This window comes from Streptomyces sp. NPDC047525 (assembly GCF_040643025.1).
GTDB lineage: Bacteria > Actinomycetota > Actinomycetes > Streptomycetales > Streptomycetaceae > Streptomyces > Streptomyces durmitorensis.
The window spans coordinates 299,927-319,222 of the sequence record NZ_JBEYTL010000004.1 but is presented as its reverse complement, the minus strand read 5'-3'; the positions used below and the strand labels follow the sequence as shown (position 1 = coordinate 319,222).

The 19,296-nt window shown below is 70.7% G+C and carries 21 protein-coding genes and 1 riboswitch; of the genes, 9 read left to right on the top strand and 12 right to left on the bottom strand.

The features are described 5' to 3' along the window. Window positions 1-6 precede the first annotated feature (6 nt). Window positions 7-627 (bottom strand): hypothetical protein, encoded by a 621-nt coding sequence (locus ABZ833_RS13855; protein WP_361045554.1) that lies wholly within the window; start codon window positions 625-627, stop codon window positions 7-9. Beyond that, on the bottom strand, window positions 620-1,399 hold the full coding sequence (locus tag ABZ833_RS13850; protein ID WP_361045551.1) for an alpha/beta fold hydrolase: 780 nt from the start codon (window positions 1,397-1,399) through the stop codon (window positions 620-622). The genes ABZ833_RS13855 and ABZ833_RS13850 overlap by 8 nt, the downstream gene beginning before the upstream one ends. A gap of 147 nt (window positions 1,400-1,546) precedes the next feature. Between ABZ833_RS13850 and ABZ833_RS13845 the strand changes: the two genes are divergently transcribed. From ABZ833_RS13845 to ABZ833_RS13825, 5 genes are all read left to right on the top strand, one after another. After that, complete coding sequence (locus ABZ833_RS13845) at window positions 1,547-2,293, top strand: lysophospholipid acyltransferase family protein (protein ID WP_361046303.1); 747 nt, start codon at window positions 1,547-1,549, stop codon at window positions 2,291-2,293. 67 nt (window positions 2,294-2,360) lie between these two features. After that, window positions 2,361-3,638, top strand: coding sequence for a DUF5931 domain-containing protein (locus ABZ833_RS13840; protein WP_361045548.1), 1,278 nt, complete (start codon window positions 2,361-2,363; stop codon window positions 3,636-3,638). Beyond that, window positions 3,635-4,318 carry a response regulator transcription factor gene (locus tag ABZ833_RS13835; protein WP_249590394.1) on the top strand — a complete coding sequence of 228 codons (684 nt, stop codon included), beginning with the start codon at window positions 3,635-3,637 and terminating at the stop codon, window positions 4,316-4,318. The genes ABZ833_RS13840 and ABZ833_RS13835 overlap by 4 nt, the downstream gene beginning before the upstream one ends. 132 nt (window positions 4,319-4,450) lie before the next feature. Beyond that, window positions 4,451-5,479 carry a 6-phosphofructokinase gene (locus ABZ833_RS13830; RefSeq protein ID WP_249590395.1) on the top strand — a complete coding sequence of 343 codons (1,029 nt, stop codon included), beginning with the start codon at window positions 4,451-4,453 and terminating at the stop codon, window positions 5,477-5,479. An 85-nt stretch (window positions 5,480-5,564) separates the two neighbouring features. After that, window positions 5,565-6,572 carry a 2-hydroxyacid dehydrogenase gene (locus tag ABZ833_RS13825; protein ID WP_361045544.1) on the top strand — a complete coding sequence of 336 codons (1,008 nt, stop codon included), beginning with the start codon at window positions 5,565-5,567 and terminating at the stop codon, window positions 6,570-6,572. Here ABZ833_RS13825 and ABZ833_RS13820 read toward each other — a convergent pair. The 3 genes from ABZ833_RS13820 to ABZ833_RS13810 form a co-directional block, all read right to left on the bottom strand. Further along, window positions 6,569-8,419, bottom strand: coding sequence for an anthranilate synthase family protein (locus tag ABZ833_RS13820; RefSeq protein WP_361045542.1), 1,851 nt, complete (start codon window positions 8,417-8,419; stop codon window positions 6,569-6,571). The two genes, ABZ833_RS13825 and ABZ833_RS13820, sit on opposite strands and share 4 nt — an antisense overlap. A 110-nt stretch (window positions 8,420-8,529) precedes the next feature. Then, window positions 8,530-8,586: a trp operon leader peptide gene (locus ABZ833_RS13815; RefSeq protein WP_361046300.1), complete on the bottom strand. Its 57-nt coding sequence runs from the start codon at window positions 8,584-8,586 to the stop codon at window positions 8,530-8,532. A 10-nt stretch (window positions 8,587-8,596) separates the two neighbouring features. Next, window positions 8,597-9,184, bottom strand: a complete 588-nt coding sequence (locus ABZ833_RS13810) for a TetR/AcrR family transcriptional regulator (protein ID WP_361045540.1) — start codon at window positions 9,182-9,184, stop codon at window positions 8,597-8,599. A 51-nt stretch (window positions 9,185-9,235) separates the two neighbouring features. Here ABZ833_RS13810 and ABZ833_RS13805 point away from each other — a divergent pair, with 51 nt between their 5' ends. The 3 genes from ABZ833_RS13805 to ABZ833_RS13795 all read left to right on the top strand — a co-directional run bounded on the left by ABZ833_RS13805 (window position 9,236) and on the right by ABZ833_RS13795 (window position 11,941). Then, window positions 9,236-10,165 (top strand): DUF2867 domain-containing protein, encoded by a 930-nt coding sequence (locus ABZ833_RS13805; RefSeq protein WP_361045538.1) that lies wholly within the window; start codon window positions 9,236-9,238, stop codon window positions 10,163-10,165. 35 nt (window positions 10,166-10,200) lie between these two features. Further along, a complete protein-coding gene (locus ABZ833_RS13800; protein WP_361045535.1) occupies window positions 10,201-11,553 on the top strand; it encodes a class II 3-deoxy-7-phosphoheptulonate synthase in 1,353 nt (450 codons plus the stop codon). 136 nt (window positions 11,554-11,689) lie between these two features. Next, window positions 11,690-11,941, top strand: coding sequence for a (2Fe-2S)-binding protein (locus tag ABZ833_RS13795; RefSeq protein WP_249590401.1), 252 nt, complete (start codon window positions 11,690-11,692; stop codon window positions 11,939-11,941). An 18-nt stretch (window positions 11,942-11,959) separates the two neighbouring features. Here the strand turns inward: ABZ833_RS13795 and bfr are convergent, their stop codons facing one another. Continuing rightward, window positions 11,960-12,439: a bacterioferritin gene (gene bfr / locus ABZ833_RS13790; RefSeq protein ID WP_160504564.1), complete on the bottom strand. Its 480-nt coding sequence runs from the start codon at window positions 12,437-12,439 to the stop codon at window positions 11,960-11,962. Window positions 12,440-12,613: 174 nt separating this feature from the next. Between bfr and ABZ833_RS13785 the strand changes: the two genes are divergently transcribed. Beyond that, window positions 12,614-13,246, top strand: coding sequence for a sulfite oxidase-like oxidoreductase (locus ABZ833_RS13785; RefSeq protein ID WP_361045532.1), 633 nt, complete (start codon window positions 12,614-12,616; stop codon window positions 13,244-13,246). Window positions 13,247-13,293: 47 nt separating this feature from the next. On the opposite strand, the gene ABZ833_RS13780 is transcribed toward ABZ833_RS13785, so the two are convergent. From ABZ833_RS13780 to thiO, 6 genes are all read right to left on the bottom strand, one after another. Next, on the bottom strand, window positions 13,294-13,842 hold the full coding sequence (locus ABZ833_RS13780) for a DUF4396 domain-containing protein (protein ID WP_361045530.1): 549 nt from the start codon (window positions 13,840-13,842) through the stop codon (window positions 13,294-13,296). A gap of 89 nt (window positions 13,843-13,931) precedes the next feature. Next, window positions 13,932-14,831 (bottom strand): deoxyribonuclease IV, encoded by a 900-nt coding sequence (locus tag ABZ833_RS13775; protein WP_361045527.1) that lies wholly within the window; start codon window positions 14,829-14,831, stop codon window positions 13,932-13,934. A 75-nt stretch (window positions 14,832-14,906) separates the two neighbouring features. Beyond that, window positions 14,907-16,880: a Stk1 family PASTA domain-containing Ser/Thr kinase gene (gene pknB / locus ABZ833_RS13770; RefSeq protein WP_361045525.1), complete on the bottom strand. Its 1,974-nt coding sequence runs from the start codon at window positions 16,878-16,880 to the stop codon at window positions 14,907-14,909. A 91-nt stretch (window positions 16,881-16,971) separates the two neighbouring features. Then, window positions 16,972-17,766, bottom strand: coding sequence for a thiazole synthase (locus ABZ833_RS13765; protein ID WP_361045523.1), 795 nt, complete (start codon window positions 17,764-17,766; stop codon window positions 16,972-16,974). 6 nt (window positions 17,767-17,772) lie between these two features. Next, window positions 17,773-17,991, bottom strand: a complete 219-nt coding sequence (thiS, locus tag ABZ833_RS13760; RefSeq protein WP_361045521.1) for a sulfur carrier protein ThiS — start codon at window positions 17,989-17,991, stop codon at window positions 17,773-17,775. Next, window positions 17,988-19,184, bottom strand: a complete 1,197-nt coding sequence (thiO, locus tag ABZ833_RS13755) for a glycine oxidase ThiO (protein WP_361045519.1) — start codon at window positions 19,182-19,184, stop codon at window positions 17,988-17,990. The genes thiS and thiO overlap by 4 nt, the downstream gene beginning before the upstream one ends. Then, window positions 19,182-19,294: riboswitch (TPP riboswitch) on the bottom strand. (Overlaps the previous gene by 3 nt.) Window positions 19,295-19,296: the final 2 nt, after the last annotated feature.

Sequence of the window (19,296 nt, the reverse complement as noted above, 5' to 3'; positions counted from 1 at the left end):
TAGCCCCTAGACCACCGCGCCGCGGCCCGGGTCCTCGTCCTCTTCGTCGTCACCCTTCATCCGCGACACCAGCGTGCCGAAGCCGCCGAGGAAGCCGCCGATGCTGAGCGTCGTCAGCCACCACGTCATCTGCCAGCCGAGCAGCACCGCGAGCAGAAGCAGCAGCGGGCCGCCGAGCACGGCGAGCCAGGCGAACTTCGCCATGACGTCCGCGGCAGGCAGCGGCGGCGGCTCCGGCGGGACGAAGTGGCCCTCGTCGTCCTCGCCCAGGTCGTCGTCCGACGCCTCGGGGGCGTCGTAGTCACGCGGGCCGCCGACGCCGGGGGCGAAGGAGACGGAGCCGCCCAGCGTCTTCTTGGACCCGGAGTCGTCCGGGTCGTCGGGGGCGGTGGCGTCCTTGGCCGCGGCGTCCGGAGTGCCGTTCGTCTCCGGTTCGAGCAGTGCCAGGTCCTCGATGGACTTGAACGGCTTGGCGCCCGGCGGGTCCGCCGGTTCCTGGCCGTACCCCGCGACGATCGCCTGCCAGGCCGCGTCCTCGTCAAGGGGCAGGCCCTCGGAGGGCTCCTGCCTCTTCTCGGGCTCGCGGCTCTCGTCGCCGTCGGGTTCGATTCGGTCCTGCTCAGCCACCGGTGGCCGTCCCTTCCTTACCGACACTGGGGGCGAGCCGGCCGATGAACGCGTAGCTCTCCTCGAAGATCCGGTCCGCATCGTGGTCCAACGTCGCGACGTGGTAGCTCTGTTCCAGGATGGTCTCGGTGACGTCCGTGGACGACACCCGGCTGAGGATCCTGGCCGAGTCGGCGGGCGGCACCACATGGTCCTGCGGGCTGTGCAGGAGCAGCAACGGCTGGGTCACCTGCGGCAGTTCACGGTCGAGCCGCTGGAAGAACCGGCGCATCGAGTGCGCCGCGTGCAGCGGCACCCGGTCGTAACCGATCTCTTCCGAGCCCTCGAGGGCGATGTCGCTGGCGATGCCCTTGATCGTGGGCACAAGATGCCGGGCGAGCGGCAGCGCGTGCGCGGCCAGGCCGTGCACCTTGTTCGCCGGGTTCACCAGGACGATGCCCCGCACCTCGTCGCCGTGCCTGGCGGCGAGACGCAGCGTGAGCGCGCCGCCCATGGAGAGGCCGAGGACGAAGACCTCCGTGCACCGCTCGAGGAGCGCGCGCAGCTCCCGCTCCACCTCCGCGTACCAGTCCTGCCAGCCGGTGACCTGGAGGTCCTCCCAGCGCGTGCCGTGCCCGGGCAGCAGCGGGAGCGAGACGGTCAGGCCGCGGTCCGCGAGGTACTCGGCCCAGGGGCGCAGGGACTGCGGGGAACCGGTGAAGCCGTGACAGAGGAGGACGCCGACCTCGCCGCCCTCGTGGCGGTACGGCTCGGCTCCGGGGAGGACCGGCACTTCGGTCTCCTTCGTGAGATGTGGAGGAGTACTTCACCGTACGCGACCGGACTGACACCGACCAGGGTCGTCGGGCCCTTTGGAGCTACTGCGGGTTAAGGTCTGATCCACACACAACAGGAGGCACACGGTTTGATCTACGGCGCAATGAAGGTCGCCATCGGAGGGCCGCTGAAGCTCGGCTTCAGGCCCTGGGTGGAAGGCCTTGAGAACGTACCCGCCGAGGGACCGGCCATCCTGGCGAGCAACCATCTCTCCTTCTCGGACTCCTTCTTCCTGCCCGCGGTCCTCGACCGCAAGGTCACCTTCATCGCGAAGGCGGAGTACTTCACGTCTCCGGGCGTGAAGGGCAAGCTCACGGCGGCCTTCTTCAAGGGCGTGGGCCAGCTGCCCGTGGACCGCTCCGGCGGACGCGGCGCGGGCGAGGCCGCCATCAAGAGCGGCATCGAGGTACTGGAGCGCGGCGAGCTCTTCGGCATCTACCCGGAAGGCACGCGTTCGCCCGACGGGAGGCTCTACCGTGGCAAGCCCGGCGGCCTCGCGCGCGTGGCCCTCGCCACCGGGGCGCCCGTGCTCCCCGTGGCGATGATCGACACCGAGAAGATCCAGCCGCCCGGCAAGGTGGTGCCGAAGCTGATGCGGCCCGGCATCAAGATCGGCAAGCCGCTCGACTTCAGCCGGTACCACGGCATGGATCACGACCGGTTCGTCCTGCGGGCGGTGACCGACGAGGTCATGTACGAGATCATGAAGCTTTCCGGCCAGGAGTACGTCGACGTGTACGCGACCGCTGCGAAGCGACAGCTCACGGAGGCGGCGAAGGCCGAGAAGGAAGCGGAGAAGAAGGCGGAGAAAGCGGCCGCGGCGGCCGAGAAGGAACGGTCCGGCGCGTAATCGCGTCGCTGCACAGGGGAGCCGGGCGCCAGGGGGGCGCCACGGGGCGGCCCAAGGGGTGGGGGACATGACCAAGCGCGTGCGCGTCATGAGGATGTCGGTCGAGCAGCCGCTGTGGCGCGCTCTGACCGGCTACCGCGTGCTGACGATGCTGTACGCGATCGGCCTCTTCGTGGCCGCGCACGAGAAGTTCGACCGCCCCTGGGTGGCCGTCGCGTTCTACGTGGTGCTCGCGGGCTGGACCCTCGGCACGCTGCCGAAGGTCGCGAACGCGGCGAGCTGCACCAAGCGGTTCCTGGTCATCGACCTGACCATCGCCCTGGTCGGGATCCTCCTGACGCCGGTCGCCGACTCGCACCAGCGGATCGTCCACGACGGCCCGACGCTGCCGTCGATATGGACGGCGGGCGCGGTCCTCGCGTTCGCGATCAAGGGCGGCTGGCGGTGGGCGGCCTTCGCCTCCGCGCTCGTCGGCGTCGCCAACATCGCGCAGCGCGGCAGGCCCACCCAGGACACGCTCCACAACGTCCTGCTCGTCTGCATCGCGTCCATCGCCATCGGTTACGTCGTCGAGGTGGCCCGCGCCTCCGAGCGCACCCTCGCCCGAGCCCTGGAGATCGAGGCCGCCACCCGCGAGCGTGAGCGCCTCGCCCGCGACATCCACGACAGCGTGCTCCAGGTCCTCGCGATGGTGCAGCGGCGCGGCAGCGCGCTCGGCGGCGAGGCGGCGGAGCTCGGCAGGATGGCGGGGGAGCAGGAGGTCGCGCTGCGCACGCTGGTGGCGGGCGGCCTGGTCCGGACGTCGCACGAGTCGGAGGACGTCTCGCTCGGGGCCGTCGTCCGCGCGGTGGAGGAGCCCGAAGAGGATGAAGCCGCCGAGGGTGAGCCCTGTGACCTGCGGTCGCTGCTCTTCCCGTACGCGGGCGCGAAGGTGACCGTCTCGGAGCCCGGCGCTCCGGTCGCCCTCGCGCCGAAGTCCGCGCGGGAACTGGCCGCCGCGGTGGGCGCCGCCCTGGACAACGTCCACCGGCACGCTGGCCCGGACGCCGGTGCCTGGATCCTCGTCGAGGACGAGCCCGACGCCGTGATCGTGACGGTGCGGGACGACGGCCCCGGCATCCCCGAGGGCCGTCTCGCGGAGGCGGAGGGGGAGGGGCGGCTCGGTGTCGCCCTGTCGATCCGGGGGCGCCTGCGGGACATCGGGGGCACGGCCGAGCTGATCTCGGTGCCGGGCCAGGGCACGGAAGTGGAACTGAGGGTCCCGCGGACCGCCGAGAACTCGGCGGCCCCGGCGGACTCACCGAACGTACGCAGCACACGGGGGAAGGCAGGAAAGGAACGATGAGCGAGCAGCAACAGCAGGACGGCACCGTCAGGGTCATGGTGGTCGACGACCACCCGATGTGGCGGGACGCGGTCGCCCGCGACCTCGCGGAGGCCGGTTTCGACGTGGTCGCCACCGCGGGCGACGGCGAGCAGGCCGTGCGGCGCGCACAGGCCGCGGCGCCCGACGTCCTCGTACTCGACCTGAACCTGCCCCTGAAGCCGGGCGTCCAGGTCTGCAAGGAACTCGTCGGCGCCAACCCGGCCCTGCGCGTCCTGGTCCTCTCGGCCAGCGGCGAGCACGCCGACGTCCTGGAGGCGGTCAAGTCCGGCGCCACCGGCTATCTCCTGAAGTCGGCGTCCACCGCGGAGCTGACCGACGCGGTGCGCCGCACGGCCGTCGGCGACACGGTCTTCACGCCGGGCCTGGCGGGCCTCGTCCTCGGCGAGTACCGCCGTCTTGCCTCCGATCCGGCGCCCGGAACGCCGGACGAGCCGAAGGCCCCGCAGCTCACCGACCGCGAGACCGAGGTGCTCCGGCTCGTCGCCAAGGGGCTGAGCTACAAGCAGATCGCCGAGCGCCTGGTCATCTCGCACCGCACCGTGCAGAACCACGTGCAGAACACCCTGGGCAAGCTCCAGCTGCACAACCGCGTGGAGCTCGTGCGGTACGCGATCGAGCGCGGTCTTGACGACGCCTGACCCTCATATGGGTGAACCCGCATGATCAACTGCCCTGTACCGGCCAGGAATTGACCGTCCGCACCGTCCCTGAGTGACCTGGATCACCATTAGCGTGACTCGCATCAGGTCACTCAGTGAAGGGACTTTTCCATGCGGGTCGGAGTACTGACCGGAGGCGGCGACTGCCCCGGGCTCAACGCCGTCATCCGGGGCGTCGTCCGCAAGGGCGTGCAGGAGTACGGCTATGACTTCGTCGGCTTCCGGGACGGCTGGCGCGGTCCACTGGAGGGCGACACCGTCCAGCTCGACATTCCGGCCGTGCGGGGCATCCTGCCCCGCGGCGGCACCATCCTCGGATCCTCGCGCACCAACCCGCTCAAGGCGGAGAACGGCGTCCGCCGGATCAAGGAGAACCTCGCCAAGTACGAGGTCGAATCCCTCATCGCGATCGGCGGCGAGGACACCCTCGGCGTCGCGGCGCGGCTCACCGACGAGTACGGCATCAATGTCGTCGGCGTACCGAAGACCATCGACAACGACCTCTCCGCCACGGACTACACCTTCGGCTTCGACACCGCGGTGGGCATCGCCACCGAGGCGATCGACCGGCTGCACACGACCGCCGAGTCGCACATGCGGGTCCTGGTGGTCGAGGTCATGGGGCGGCACGCGGGATGGATCGCGCTGCACTCCGGGCTCGCCGGGGGCGCGAACGTCATCCTCATCCCCGAGCAGCGCTTCGACGTCGACCAGGTGTGTGCCTGGGTGACCTCGCGGTTCAAGGCGTCGTACGCGCCGATCGTCGTCGTCGCGGAAGGGGCCATGCCCAAGGACGGCGAGATGGTCCTCAAGGACGGGACGCAGGACTCCTTCGGGCATGTGCGGCTCTCGGGCGTGGGGGAGTGGCTGGCCAAGGAGATCGAGGGGCGCACGGGCAAGGAGGCGCGGACCACCGTTCTCGGGCACGTCCAGCGCGGCGGGACGCCCAGCGCCTTCGACCGCTGGCTGGCCACGCGCTTCGGACTGCACGCGATCGACGCCGTGCGGGACGGCGACTTCGGGAAGATGGTCGCGCTGCAGGGCACGGACATCGTGCGGGTCCCGATCGCCGAGGCGACGGCGCGTCTGAAGACGGTGGATCCGAAGCTGTACTCCGAGGTCGGGGTCTTCTTCGGCTGATCCGCGGTGGGCGGGTGCCCTCCCCCCGGCACCCGCCCCCGTTTCCCGCAGTGCCGTCCCGCCCCGTCCTCCCTAGACTCGCCCCATGGAAATCCTCGCCTTCGGTGTGCAGGCAGACGAGAAGCCGCTGATCGAGAAGGCCTTCGAGGGCCACCACGACGTCCGCTGCCTGGACGTCTTCCTCTCCGAGGACACCGCTCCCATCGCCGCCGGCTACGAGATCATTTCCACCAGCGTCAACGCCGATCTCGGCAACCGCGTCCTGCAGACCCTCGCCGCGGGCGGGACGCAGATGATCGCCCAGCGTTCGACCGGGTTCAACAACATCGATCTCCAGGTCGCCGAACGCCTCGGGTTCACCATCGCCCGCGTCTCGTACTACTCGCCGTACTCCGTCGCCGAGTTCGCCTGGACCCTGGCGATGGCCGTCAACCGCCGCATCGTCCGCGCCAGCAACCGCACCCGCGACTTCGACTTCAGGCTGGACGGCCTGATGGGCCGGGACCTGCGGGGCCGCACGGTCGGCGTGCTCGGCACCGGGAAGATCGGCGAGGCGTTCACCCGGATCGCGCACGGCTTCGGCATGAATCTGCTCGGCTGGGACGTCGCGGAGAACCCCGCCTGCGTCGAGCTCGGCATGAAGTACGTCGCCAAGGAGCAGCTCTTCGCCGACGCCGACCTCATCAGCCTGCACGTGCCGCTGCTCCCCGCCACGCAGCACATCATCGGCGTCGACGCGCTGCGCATGATGAAGGACGACGTGATCCTGGTGAACTCCAGCCGCGGCGGCCTGATCGACACCGACGCCCTGGTCTCGGAGCTGCGGACGGGGCGCTTCACGGGCGTCGGGCTCGACGTGTACGAGGCGGAGGCCGGGCTCTTCTTCCTCGACAAGTCGCTCGAAGCCATCGAGGACGACACCCTGGCCCGCCTGGTGACGTTCCCGAACGTCGTGGTCACCTCGCACCAGGCGTACTACACCGTGGACGCGGTCGGCCAGATCATCGACACCACGGTGCAGAACGTCCTGGACTACAAGGAGGGCCGCCGCAGCGAGAACGTGCTGGTCCCGGCGGCCCCCGACCCTGCCTAGACCAGTACGCCGGACAGCAGTTCCCGCACGATCGCCGTCCCGCGCAGCGAGAGCACCGACTCCGGGTGGAACTGGACGCCCGCGAAACCGAGCCCCCGCAGCGCGTGCACTTCCCCCGTGGCCGTGTCCCTGCTGACCTCGATGCCGTGCGCCGCCAGCTCCAGGGACATCTCCTCGTCGCAGTGGGCCACGAAGCTGTTGTAGAAGCCGACCGTCTCGGGGCGTCCGAACAGGTCGATCCGCGTCTGGGCGCCCTGGTACGGGACCTCCTTGCGGACGATCTCCAGGCCGAGCTCGGCGGCCAGGAGCTCATGGCCGAGGCAGACGCCGAGGACGCCGTGGCGGTGCTCGCGGATCACCTCGGCGGTCAGCGAGCGCAGGAAGGTCATCTTCGGGTCGTCGGGGTCCGCCGGGTCGCCGGGGCCGGGACCGAGGACCAGCGGGCCCTCGTGCTTCCGGACCGTCTCCCGGAGCCCCGGCTCGTCGTAGCGGCGTACGGAGACCGTGAGGCCGGACGAGCGCAGCAGATGCGCGAGCATCGCCGTGAACGTGTCCTCGCCGTCGATCACCAGGGCGTGCCCGGACAGCTCGGTGGTCTGCTCCTGCATCCGCAGCCAGAACGGCGCGAGCCCGGCCCGCCGGCCGTCGAGCGCCGCCCGCACCCGCGGGTCGTCGGCAAGGGCGGGGCGTACGCGCTCGTCGCGGGGCCTGCCGGGACGTACCCCGAGGGCGGCGAGCACGCCGGCTGCCTTCGCGTGCGTCTCGGCCACCTCGCTCGCGGGGTCCGAGCCGCGCACCAGCGTCGCGCCGACCGGGACGCGCAGATGGCCGTCCGCGGAGATGTCGGCGGTGCGGATCAGGATGGGGGAGTCGAGGGTCTGCGCGCCGCCCGCGTCGCGGCCGATGAGGGCGAGGGCCCCCGCGTAGTAGCCGCGCCCGCCCGCCTCGTGGCGCTCGATGACGCGGCAGGCGTTCTGCACGGGCGAGCCGGTGACGGTCGCCGCGAACATCGTCTCCTTCAGGACCTCACGCGCGTCGAGCGACGACTTGCCCCGCAACTCGTACTCGGTGTGCGCGAGATGGGCCATCTCCTTGAGCCGCGGCCCGACGACGACCCCGCCCATGTCGCCGACGGTGCACATCATCTTGAGCTCCTCGTCGACGACCATCGACAGCTCCTCGGTCTCCTTGCCGTCGGCGAGGAAGCCGAGCAGATCGTCCGCCGTGGGGCCATCGGCCGGGTAGCGGTACGTCCCGCTGATCGGGTTCATGACGACCGTCCCGCCGGACATCCGCACATGCACCTCGGGGCTCGCCCCGACCAGGGTCCGGTCCCCGGTGTGCACGACGTACGTCCAGTAGGCGCCCCGCTCGCCCACGAGCAGCCTGCGGAAGAGGGCCAGGGCGTCCGCCCTGCCGAAGCCGGGGATCTCGCCCTCGTACGTCCGGCGGATGACGAAGTTCGCGCCCTCGCCCCGCCCGATCTCCTCGCGCAGGACGCGCCCGACGATGTCCGCGTACGCGTCGTCGGCCACGTCGAAGGCACCGCCCTCGACCCGCACGTCGTGGGCGGGCAGCGCCGACAGGGCCTCGGAGAGCGGGAGTTCGTACGTCTCGTCGGGGGTCAGGACCGTGAGCGGCGTGCCGTCGTCGCGTACGTCGAATCCGCGCTCCCTGATCTGCCGGAAGGGGATCAGGGCGAGGCCCTCGTCGGGGATGTCGGCGAGCCGGTCGTACGTGCCGACGGCGCCGATGAGGACCTCCACCGTGTCGTGGTCACGGCCGGGGGTGCGGCGGCGCAGGACGGCGAAGGGGCGGTCGTCGGACAGGAGGTCTGTCAGGTGCATCGGTGTGGTTCCTTCTCACTCGGAGAGGAACGGCCCCGGCCTCGCGGAGGTCCGGAAAACACTGAAGGCCGCCCCTCGGGCGGCCTTCGCGAGTCTCGAAACGCGCAGAATCAGTGGGCCGCCGGATGAGCGGGCCACCACCAGTTTCGGTTCGTCTGCGCGTGCATGTCCCGCACCCTAGCGCATCATCAGGACGTCCAGGGCCTCGTCGAGATACGCGCCGAACTCGTCGGCCGGGGGCAGCGCCGAGGGCACCGCGTGCCCGAGCTGCGCGTGCCCCAGATAGACCGTGTACGCCAGCAGCCCGCGCCGTCGCGCCTCCGCTTCGGGGAAGCCGAGCCCGGCGAAGAGCTCGGCGACGTACGCCACGCGCCGCTCGGTCACGCGGAGCAGGACCTCGGCGACCTGGGGGTGCGACGCGGTCGCGAGGAGGGCGATCTCCAGGGGGTCGGACGTGGCCGACGCGATGGCCACGGCGAAGAGCAGGCGGACGCGTTCGCGGGGGTCGGGCTCGGCCTCGACCTCCTGGATCGTCTCCTCGGTGTTGATCTGTGCCCAGCGGTTCAGGGCGGCCTCGATGAGCGCGGCACGGTTGGCGAAGTGCCAGTAGAAGCTCCCCTTGGTGGTGCCGAGCCGGACGGCCAGGGGCTCCACGGCGACGGCCGCGAGCCCGCCCTCGCCGATCGCGGTGAGGGCGGCGTCCGCCCAGTCCTGAGCGGTGAGACGGGGCTTCGCCGCGGGCTTCTTCTGCTGCCGTTGCACCATGTCCGTACGGTACCGTATGGTCGACCATACGCCAGCGTATGGAGGTGCGCGATGAGCACGGTACTCAACGAACACGAGCGTGTGATTGAGGCTCCGGCGGAGGTGGTGGGCGCCCTGCTGGACCGGCTCTCCGCCGATGACGACCCGATCTTCCCGACGCCTGCCTGGGCGCCGATGCTCTTCGACCGCCCGCTCGGCGTGGGCGCGACCGGCGGCCACGGCCCGGTCCGCTACGGCGTCACGGAGTACGAGCCGGGGCGCCGCGTGCGCTTCGCCTTCACCCCGCCGGACAACGGCTTCCACGAGTTGACCGTCGAGCCGATGGGGGAGGAGCGCTGTCGCGTCCGCCATGTCCTGGAGACCGAGCCGCGCGGCCGCGACCGCCTGCTGTGGCCCGCCGTCGTCCGGCCCCTGCACGACACGATCATCGAAGAGGTCTTCGACAACATCGAGCGGGCGGCGACGGACGGCTGCGCCCGTCCCGTGCGGTGGTCGCCCAGGGTGCGGCTCTGCAACCGGCTCATGTGGAGCCGCCCGGAGACGGTCGGGACGCCGGAGTCCGCCCACCTCATCCGCACCGCCGTCGACCGCCCCGGCTACGAGGACGCGTACCGCATGGAGCTGCTCCCGGGGCAGCCGCGCGACCCGGAGGCCTGGACCGGCATCCTGCGCGATGCCTTCCCCGTCCTCGCCCGCGAGGGCGACGAGCTGCTCCTGGAGGTGGACACCGCGGGCCTGACGGCGCGCGCCTCGATCCTGGTCGACGGCCGGCACGTCACGCTGAGCACCGCCGCGCGGGCCGACACGCTGCGCGGCCGGATCTACTGGGGCGTGGTCAGGCGCGTCCACCCCTTCATGGCCCGCACGATGCTGCGCCGCACGCACCGCAGGCTCGCCCTGGCGGCACCGCACGCGGGCGAGCGGGAGACCGGACGTCGGCGCTCCGCCGTGTCTGCTCCGTCTCACTTGGTGAGCGGGTGAATGGACGGCAGACATCACCCCGTAATGTTGTGGGGGTGACCGTGAACGCTAAGACCACCCCCACCGGTGGCAACACCTGGCGAGACCTTCCCGCGGCGCAGCAGCCTGAGTACCCCGATGCCGAGGCTCTGCGCGATGTGATCGCGGAGCTCGAGTCGTATCCGCCGCTCGTCTTCGCGGGCGAGTGCGACCAGCTGCGCGCCCGACTGGCCTCCGTCGCCAAGGGAGAGGCGTTCCTGCTTCAGGGCGGCGACTGCGCCGAGGCCTTCGACGCCGTGTCCGCCGACCAGATCCGCAACAAGCTGAAGACGCTGCTCCAGATGGGCGCCGTCCTCACGTACGCGGCCTCCGTGCCCGTCGTGAAGGTCGGCCGCATCGCGGGGCAGTACTCGAAGCCGCGCTCCAAGGGCACCGAGACCCGCGACAGCGTGACCCTGCCGACGTACCGCGGCGACTCGGTCAACGGCTTCGACTTCGACGAGAAGTCCCGCGTCCCGGACCCCGAGCGCCTGAAGCGGATGTACAACGCGTCCGCGTCGACGCTCAACCTGGTGCGCGCCTTCACCACCGGCGGGTACGCCGACCTGCGCCAGGTGCACGCCTGGAACCAGGACTTCGTGAAGTCGTCCCCCTCGGGCCAGCGCTACGAACAGCTGGCGCGCGAGATCGACAACGCGCTCAACTTCATGCGCGCCTGCGGGACGGACCCGGAGGAGTTCAAGACCGTCGAGTTCTACGCCTCGCACGAGGCGCTGCTCCTCGACTACGAGTCGGCCCTCACCCGCGTGGACTCGCGCACCGGGCGGCTCTACGACACCTCGGGCCACATGGTCTGGATCGGTGAGCGCACCCGTCAACTGGACGGCGCGCACATCGAGTTCGCCTCCAAGGTGCGCAACCCGATCGGCATCAAGCTCGGCCCGACGACGACCACGGAGGAGGCGCTGCAGTACATCGAGCGCCTCGACCCGGACCGCGAGCCCGGCCGTCTGACCTTCATCGTCCGCATGGGCGCCGACAAGGTCCGCGACAAGCTCCCCGAGCTGGTCGAGAAGGTCACCGCGTCCGGCGCGACCGTCGCCTGGGTCACCGACCCGATGCACGGCAACACCTTCGAGGCGGCATCCGGTCACAAGACCCGCCGCTTCGACGACGTGCTCGACGAGGTCAAGGGCTTCTTCGAGGTCCACAAGGGCCTGGGCACGCACCCGGGCGGCATCCACGTCGAGCTCACCGGTGACGACGTCACCGAGTGCGTGGGCGGCGGCGACGAGATCTTCGTCGACGACCTGCACCAGCGCTACGAGACGGCCTGCGACCCGCGCCTGAACCGCAGCCAGTCCCTGGACCTGGCGTTCCTGGTGGCGGAGATGTACCGCGACCAGTAGGTATTCCCGCAAGACGCGAAGGTGGGGCACGGATCCATGTGATCCGTGCCCCACTGGCGTATCGGGGGCTTTTGTGGACCCGGGGTCGTGGGTAAGGTTAGGTTAGCCTCACCGATTAATCGGGACGGCGCCGCCGATGAATCCTGTCCGGGAGGTGAACCGCGTGTACGTCTGCAACTGCTTCGGGGTCACCGAGGCGCAGGTGAAGCAGCACGCGGCCGACGGCGCCTGCACACCCCGCCAGATAGCGTCCGCCAGCAAGGCGGGCACCGACTGCGGTTCGTGTGTACGGAGCATTCAGGCGCTCCTGGGCCGGGGCACGTGCCCCCGCAGGGAGCTCGCCGACCAGGGTCAGCCTGTCCTCACCGGCCTGGACGAGGCCGCCTAGCAGCTCTCTCGGCCCGGGTCAGCTCTCCGGCTGCTCGATGAGCTGCGAGATGTAGAGCGGCTCGCCCAGCTTCTCGACCAGTTCGAGCTGGGTGTCGAGATAGTCGATGTGGTGCTCCTCGTCCTCGAGGATCGACTCGAAGATATTCGCGGAAGTGATGTCTCCCTTGCCGCGCATCACCTCGATCCCGCGCTTGAGGCGGTCGATCGCCTCCGCCTCGATCTGCCGGTCGGCCTGGAACATCTCCGTGACGGTCTGACCCACGCGCACGTGGAAGAGCCGCTGATAATTGGGCAGGCCGTCGAGGAAGAGAATCCGGTCGGTCAGGATCTCCGCGTGCTTCATCTCGTCGATCGACTCGGACCGGGTGTACTTCGCGAGCTTGGGCCAGCCGAAGTTCTCCTGCATCTTGGCGTGGAGAAAGTACTGGTTGATCGCCGTGAGCTCGGCGGTCAGCTGCTCGTTGAGAAATTCGATGACCTCGGGGTCGCCCTGCATCGCAGAGGCTCCTTCCACGTGGTAACTGGGCAGGTTCCGCGCATCCTTGCACCGGTGTGAGTGACCGTCCAGTAAGTGCACGCTTAGTAGGAGTTGCCCCAATCAACGGCTGACCAGCCCCTGTCGGCGGACTCCTGGTCACGTCCACCTACCCAGGTCTGTCAGGATGGACGCATGGGTCAGTCGGCGGATCGCGCATCTCGGGAAGCAGTGGAGCCGGAGCTTCCACCGGGGCAGCGACTCCAGCGGGGCTGGCCGGTCACCCACTACGGCCCGGTGCCGAAGTTCCGCCCGGAGCGCTGGGAGTTCAGGGTCTTCGGGGCCACCGCCGACGGGGACAAGCACTGCTGGACGCACGAGGAGTTCTCGGCGCTTCCGTACGCCACCGTGGTCGGCGATCTGCACTGCGTCACGAAGTTCAGCATGCTCGGCGCCGAATGGGGCGGTGTGCCCGCGCGTGCACTGCTCGAGATCGCGCCGCCCGCGCCCGACGCCACCCACGTGATGGTCTGGGCCGAGTACGGCTTCAGCTCGAATCTGCGGATGGCCGACTTCATGGACGAGCGCACGATTTTCGCCACCCACAAAGGGGGCGAGCTGCTGACCGCCGAGCACGGTTTCCCGCTGCGGCTCGTGGTGCCCCACCTCTACGCGTGGAAGGGCCCCAAGTGGGTCCGCGGTGTTGAGTACATGACCGCCGACCGCCGCGGCTTCTGGGAGGAGCGCGGCTATCACAACGTCGGCGACCCCTGGACCGAGCAGCGCTACTCGTACCAGGAAGAGCCCGGGGACGGCCCCGAGCTCTAGTCCCGCGTTCTGCTGTTCTGCCTGGTCAGTGTCTGGTCGGTGCCTGGTCAGTGGTGGTACTGGTGGACCACGGCGTGGCCCTTGCCGCGGCCGATCATCCACTTGTTGACCGGGGTGGTGATCACGAAAGCGGCGGCCAGGGCGATGGCGAGGATCCACCAGAACATGGGGTCCGAGAGGTGGGCGTCCATCGCTCCCGGCCAGAGTGCGATCACGCCGTTGTCGATGAGCTCCATCACCGCGATGGACAGGGTGTCCGCGGCGAGCGCGACCCGGAACGCCGTCCTGAAGTCGACGCCCGCCTTGAGGATGCCGCGCAGGGTCAGGGCGTATCCGAAGAAGAACGCCAGGATGATCGCCAGGATCATCGTCTGCATGTTGCCCCAGCCGAGCGCGGTGCCGATGACCATGCCGAGGACCTCGCCGATGGCGCACCCGGTGAGGCAGTGCAGGGTCGCCTGGGCCGCCATCCGCCAGCTGACCTTGCCCAGGCCGTGGTGCCCCTCGTGGGCGTGGTGCGCGTGCTCGGGGCCGTGTTCGTGCTCGGGGCCGTGGTGCGCGTGCTCGGCATGAGTGTCGTGGTGGCCGTGCTGCATGAGAGTCCCCCAACGTCGGATATCGGTGCCTGCCGCCTGGCAAGAACCGTATACCCCTAGGGGGTATTCCTCAAGAGTCTCCGGGGTCCCTAGACGCTCCTGAGCTCCTTCAGCCGTGCCACGTCCGCCGCGTGACCTTCCTTGCCGCCGGGTGTCTCGATGATCAGCGGTACGTTCGCGGTCGCGGGGTGGAGCATGAGCTCGCGGAAGGGCTCCTCGCCGATGTGGCCGGTGCCGATGTTCTCGTGGCGGTCCTTGTGGGCGCCGACGACGTCCTTGGAGTCGTTGGCGTGCACCAGCTTCAGGCGGCCCTCGCCGACGGTGTCGACCAGGAGGTCCAGCGTCTGCTTCATGCCGCTCGGCCCGGTCAGATCGTGGCCCGCGGCGAAGATGTGGCAGGTGTCCAGGCAGACGCCCAGCTTCGGGTGGGCGTCGAGGGCGTCGAAGTACGGGCCGAAGTCCCAGGTGCGTGAGCAGAGAGAGAAGCCCTGGCCCGCGGTCGACTCCAGGAGGAGGTAGGGGTCGTCGTCGTGCGTCAGCTCGTCGAGCAGCGGCAGCATCCGGTCGCGCACCTGCTTCAGAGCGACGGCGCGGTCCCGGCCGCCGGTCGCCGAGCCGGTGTGCACGACGACGCCGAGCGCGCCGATCTCGCGGGCCCGGCGCAGCGAGTGGCGCAGGGACTCCACGGACTTCTCCGCGGTCGCCTCGGTGTGCGAGCCGAAGTTGATGAGATAGGGCGCGTGGACGTACGCGGGGATGTTCTCGGCGGCGCAGGCGGCGCGGAACTCCTCGTCCTGCTTCGGGTTGCCGGGCGGGGTCGCCCAGCCGCGCGGGTTGGCCACGAATACCTGGACGGCCTCGGCACCCAGCTCCCGGGCGTACGAAAGCCCTACGGAGGCGAGGCCGCCGGCGACGGGGACGTGGCCGCCGACGGGATTGCGGGACAACGTGCTGCGGGACAAGGTGCTGGGGGACTTGTTGCTGCTCACGCGCTCAAGGGTGGCATGGGCGCGTGAGCGTCCCGTCAGCGGATCGAGGCATCAACGCGTCGAGGCATCAACGGCTCAGCGGATCTCGATGGTGACCGTGGATCCCTTGGGCGCCTCGTCGCCGCCCTCCACCGACTGGCCCTTGACCGTGTCCCCGAAGATGCCGAGCAGTCCGCGGTCCTCGTCGACCTCGAAGCCCGCGTCCTGAAGCTTCTGCGTGGCGTCGTCGACGCTCATGCCCTCGACGTCCGGGACCTCGATCATCTCCGGGCCCTTGGAGAGCGTCAGCGTGACCGTGTCACCCTCGGCGAGCCGCTTCTGGCCCTCCCGGGGGGACTGGTCGACGACCGTGCCCTTGTCCTCGTCGGAGTAGACCCGCTTCGTCTCGGTCCTGACCTTGAGGCCCAGGTCCTCGAGCTCGGCGGTCGCGTCGGCCTGGGAGTCGCCCGTCACGTCGGGGACCTCGACCTCGGGGCCCTTGCTGACGACCACCGCGATGGCGGAGCCCGCCTTGCGCTTGGTGCCCGACTGCGGGTCCGTGCTGATCACGGAGCCCCTGCGCACCTCGTCGCTGAAGGCCCTGGTCGTCATCCCGGGAGCGAGCCCGACGTCCTTGAGCTTGTTCTTGGCCGCGGCCAGCGGGGTGCCCTTGAGGCTCGGGACCTTCACGATCTCGGGGCCCCTCGAGACGGTCAGCGTCACGCTGCCGTTGTCACGGATGCGCTCACCCGCCCCGGGGTCGGTGGCCATGACCGTGCCGCGCTTGTCGGTGTCGCTGTACGCGCGCTTGACGTCCTTCACGTCGAGTCCGGCTTCGCCGAGGCGCTTCTTGGCCGCGGCCTCGGTCTTCGCCAGGAGCGGCGGGACCTTCGTGAACTGGCCGGAGTTGATGTACCAGACGCCCGCGCCGAGCCCGAGCGCGAGCAGGACGGCGGCCACGACCACCATCATGCGGCGGCGCGGATTGGGGCCTCGCCTGCGGTCGGGGGCGGTCGGCGGCGCCGGCGGAGGCGTCTGCAGGATGCTCGTGCGGTTGAGCTGGTCCTGGCGGCTGTGCTGGTCCTGCTGATTCTGGTCGCCGTCCGTGGGGAGCGGCAGCTGCACGGACCGCACCGCGCGCGGGATCACGCTCGTACGGTCGTCGGAGTTGTCGTGTCCGTGCTCCGCCGTGTGCGCCTGCGGCGGCACCGCGTCCAGCTGCTCCAGGGAGAGCGCGGCCCGCGCCTCCCTGGCCTGCCCGAGGAGCGCCACCGCGTCGTGCGGGCGGACCTCGGGGTTGCGGGCGGTGGCGGACGCGACCAGCTCGTCGAGCTCGACGGCGAGCCCCGGAACCACCGCCGACGGGGGCGGCACGTCCTCGTGGAGGTGTTGGTAGAGCACCTGGGCGGGCGATTCGCCGGAGTGCGGCTTGGCGCCGGTCAGCATTTCGTAGAGCACGACCCCGCACGCGTACACATCCACACGCGTGTCGGCCGTGCCGTGCTCTATCTGCTCGGGGGCGAGATAGGAGACCGTGCCCAGGACCGTGCCCGTCGTGTTCGTGACGGTGTCCACCGCGCGCACGAGCCCGAAGTCGGCGACCTTGACCCGGCCGTCATCCCCTATGAGGACGTTCTCCGGCTTCATGTCGCGGTGCACGAACCCGGCGCGGTGCGCGGCGCCGAGCGCGGCGAGGACCGGCTCCAGGATGTCGAGGGCCGCGCGCGGCTGCAGGGCGCCGCGCTCGCGGAGCACGTCACGCAGGGTGCATCCCGCGATGTACTCCATGGCCAGATAGACGTACGCGCCGTCTGCGCCCTGGTCGTACACCCCCACCACGTTCGGGTGGGAGAGCCGGGCGATCGACTTCGCCTCGCGGATGAAGCGGTCGACGAAGGAGACGTCGGCGGCAAGCGTCGGGTGCATCACCTTGAGCGCGAGCACGCGGTCGAGGCGGGTGTCCACGGCCCGGTAGACCGTGGCCATCCCGCCCACCGCGATCCGCCCGTCCACGCGATAGCGGCCGTCGAGCACCTGCCCGACGAGCGGGTCCTGAAGGGTCGTGTCCACGCAGGGAGTCTACGAGCCACCGCCGACACGGTTGCCCGCCCGGGTTGGCTCGGGGCCCGACTGCAGCCGAGCTGTGACAGGCACGCGACGCTCAGAACGCGGGCCGCTCCGGATCGAGCCGGGCCATGCCCTGCGCGGGCGACGACGCCTCGGCGAAGTGCCGCCGGGGGATCCGCCCGGCCCGGTACGCGAGGCGCCCCGCCTCGACCCCGTGCCGCATGCCCTCGGCCATGAGGACGGGCTCCTGCGCACGCGTCACGGCCGAGGCGAGCATCACACCCGCGCACCCCAGCTCCATGGCGAGCGTGGCGTCGGACGCCGTCCCCGCCCCCGCGTCCAGGATCACCGGCACGCTCGCGCGTTCGACGATCAGCTGGAAGTTGTGCGGGTTCCGGATGCCGAGCCCGGAGCCGATGGGGGAGCCGAGCGGCATGATCGCCGCGCAGCCCACGTCCTCCAGTTTCCGGGCCAGGACCGGGTCGTCGTTCGTGTACGGAAGGACCGTGAAGCCGTCGTCGACCAGGGTCTCGGCGGCGTCGATCAGCTCGATCGGGTCGGGGAGCAGCGTGCGCTCGTCCGCGATGACCTCCAGCTTGATCAGGTCGGTGCCGAGCGCCTCGCGCGCGAGCCGGGCGGTCAGGACGGCCTCGCCCGCGGTGAAGCAGCCCGCGGTGTTCGGAAGGACCCGGATGCCGAGCCGGTCCAGGACGGAGAGGACCGAGCCCTGCACGCCGGGGTCGAGACGGCGCATCGCGACCGTCGTCAGCTCCGTCCCGGAGGCGGTCAGGGACCGTTCGAGCACGTCCAGGCTCGGCGCACCGCCCGTACCCATGATCAGGCGTGAGGAAAGGGTGAGCCCGCCGATGACGAAGGGGTCGTCTGCCATGTCGGTTCAGCCTCCTTGGACGGCGGTGAGGACCTCGACGCGGTCCCCTTCGGTGAGCGGGGTGGTGGACCACTGGGTGCGCGGTACGACGGTTTCGTTGAGCGCGGCGGCGACCCCGGAGGGGGCCGCGGTGAGGGTGGCGACGAGGGCTTCGAGCGTGGTGCCCGCGGCCACATCGCGTGCCTCTCCGTTGACGGAGACGGCGGTAACGGCTGAGAGAGTCATGCGGGCTGCTCCATGAAGCGCTGCGTGAGGGGATCGCGGACGAAGCGCTCGGGGGTGAACCCCCGCGCCTCGTCGGGCAGTTCACCGGTGGTCAGGGCGTGCGCCATGACGTCGCCGGTGACGGGCGTCAGGAGGACGCCGTTGCGGTAGTGGCCGGTGGCCAGCTGGAGGCCGGGCAGCGCGGTCGGGCCGAGCAGCGGCGCGTTGTCGGGTGAGCCGGGGCGCAGGCCCGCGCGGGTCTCGGTCAGCGGCAGTTCCGTGATGCCGGGTACGAGCTCGTGGGCGTCCCGAAGCAGCTCGTACACGCCGCCCGCGGTGACCGTCGTGTCCCAGCCGAGCTCCTCGCTGGTCGCGCCGACGACGAGCTCGCCGTTCTCGCGCGGCACGAGATAGACGTGGCTGCCGCGCACGACGGCGCGCACGGTGCGGCTCAGGAACGGCGCGTACCGCTCGGGCACCGTGAGCCGGAGCACCTGCCCCTTCACGGGGCGCACGGGCGGCACAGCGCCCTCGGGGACCCCGGAGAGGCGCCCGCTGAGGCTGCCCGCCGCGAGCACGGTCTGACCGGCGTCCAGGGCGGTGCCGTCGGCGAGGACGACTCCGGTGGCCCGGTCGCCGGTGACCGTGAGGCGCTCGGCCCACGCGCGGTGGAAGACGACGCCCGCCCGCTCGCAGGCCACGAGAAGCGCTGCGGCGAGCCTGCGCGGGTCGACCTGGTGATCGCCGTCGACGCGAAGGCCGCCCCGGACACCCGGCGCGAGCATCGGTTCCAGGCGGCGGCACTCGCGCCCGCTCAGCCACTCCGAGGCGAGCCCCGACTGCTGCTGGAGGGCGTGCAGCTCCCGCAGATGGGCGCGGTCGTCGGAGTCGAGCGCGACGGCGAGCGTGCCGCACGCGCGGTAGCCGAGATCCCGGCCGCTCGCCTCCGTCAGCTCGGCCGCGAACTCCGGATAGCGCCGCGCGGAGGCCAGATTCAGGCCGAGCAGCGTCTGCTCGCCGTAGTGCAGCTCGGTGACGGCGGCCAGCATGCCCGCGGCCACCTGCGCCGCGCCGCCGCCCGGCTCGGGGTCCACGACCGCGGTGGACAGGCCGCGCTGCGCCGCCCGCCAGGCCGTGACCAGGCCGATGATGCCGCCCCCGACGACCACGACGTCGGTCGTGCGGGTCGTACGGGGTGGTGTACGTGAATGCATGGGCGTCCAGCCCCTCCCTTCGCCGGCATGACCCGGATCAGGTTCGTACGGTCGGAGGCCGTCCAGCCTCCCTCTCAGCCCGGTGCGTCCGGGCTCCCGCGAGTGCTCTGCA

Bases quoted from the DNA above. Each gene is read 5' to 3' on its own strand.
- ABZ833_RS13780 (WP_361045530.1), bottom strand. From the start codon at position 13,842: ATGCAGCACGGCCACCACGACACTCATGCCGAGCACGCGCACCACGGC.
- ABZ833_RS13810 (WP_361045540.1), bottom strand. From the start codon at position 9,184: ATGGTGCAACGGCAGCAGAAGAAGCCCGCGGCGAAGCCCCGTCTCACC.
- ABZ833_RS13785 (WP_361045532.1), top strand. From the start codon at position 12,614: ATGGGTCAGTCGGCGGATCGCGCATCTCGGGAAGCAGTGGAGCCGGAG.
- ABZ833_RS13825 (WP_361045544.1), top strand. From the start codon at position 5,565: ATGGAAATCCTCGCCTTCGGTGTGCAGGCAGACGAGAAGCCGCTGATC.
- thiS (WP_361045521.1), bottom strand. From the start codon at position 17,991: ATGACTCTCTCAGCCGTTACCGCCGTCTCCGTCAACGGAGAGGCACGC.
- ABZ833_RS13830 (WP_249590395.1), top strand. From the start codon at position 4,451: ATGCGGGTCGGAGTACTGACCGGAGGCGGCGACTGCCCCGGGCTCAAC.
- bfr (WP_160504564.1), bottom strand. From the start codon at position 12,439: ATGCAGGGCGACCCCGAGGTCATCGAATTTCTCAACGAGCAGCTGACC.
- thiO (WP_361045519.1), bottom strand. From the start codon at position 19,184: ATGCATTCACGTACACCACCCCGTACGACCCGCACGACCGACGTCGTG.
- ABZ833_RS13820 (WP_361045542.1), bottom strand. From the start codon at position 8,419: ATGCACCTGACAGACCTCCTGTCCGACGACCGCCCCTTCGCCGTCCTG.
- ABZ833_RS13840 (WP_361045548.1), top strand. From the start codon at position 2,361: ATGACCAAGCGCGTGCGCGTCATGAGGATGTCGGTCGAGCAGCCGCTG.
- ABZ833_RS13845 (WP_361046303.1), top strand. From the start codon at position 1,547: ATGAAGGTCGCCATCGGAGGGCCGCTGAAGCTCGGCTTCAGGCCCTGG.
- ABZ833_RS13835 (WP_249590394.1), top strand. From the start codon at position 3,635: ATGAGCGAGCAGCAACAGCAGGACGGCACCGTCAGGGTCATGGTGGTC.
- ABZ833_RS13795 (WP_249590401.1), top strand. From the start codon at position 11,690: ATGAATCCTGTCCGGGAGGTGAACCGCGTGTACGTCTGCAACTGCTTC.
- ABZ833_RS13805 (WP_361045538.1), top strand. From the start codon at position 9,236: ATGAGCACGGTACTCAACGAACACGAGCGTGTGATTGAGGCTCCGGCG.
- ABZ833_RS13765 (WP_361045523.1), bottom strand. From the start codon at position 17,766: ATGGCAGACGACCCCTTCGTCATCGGCGGGCTCACCCTTTCCTCACGC.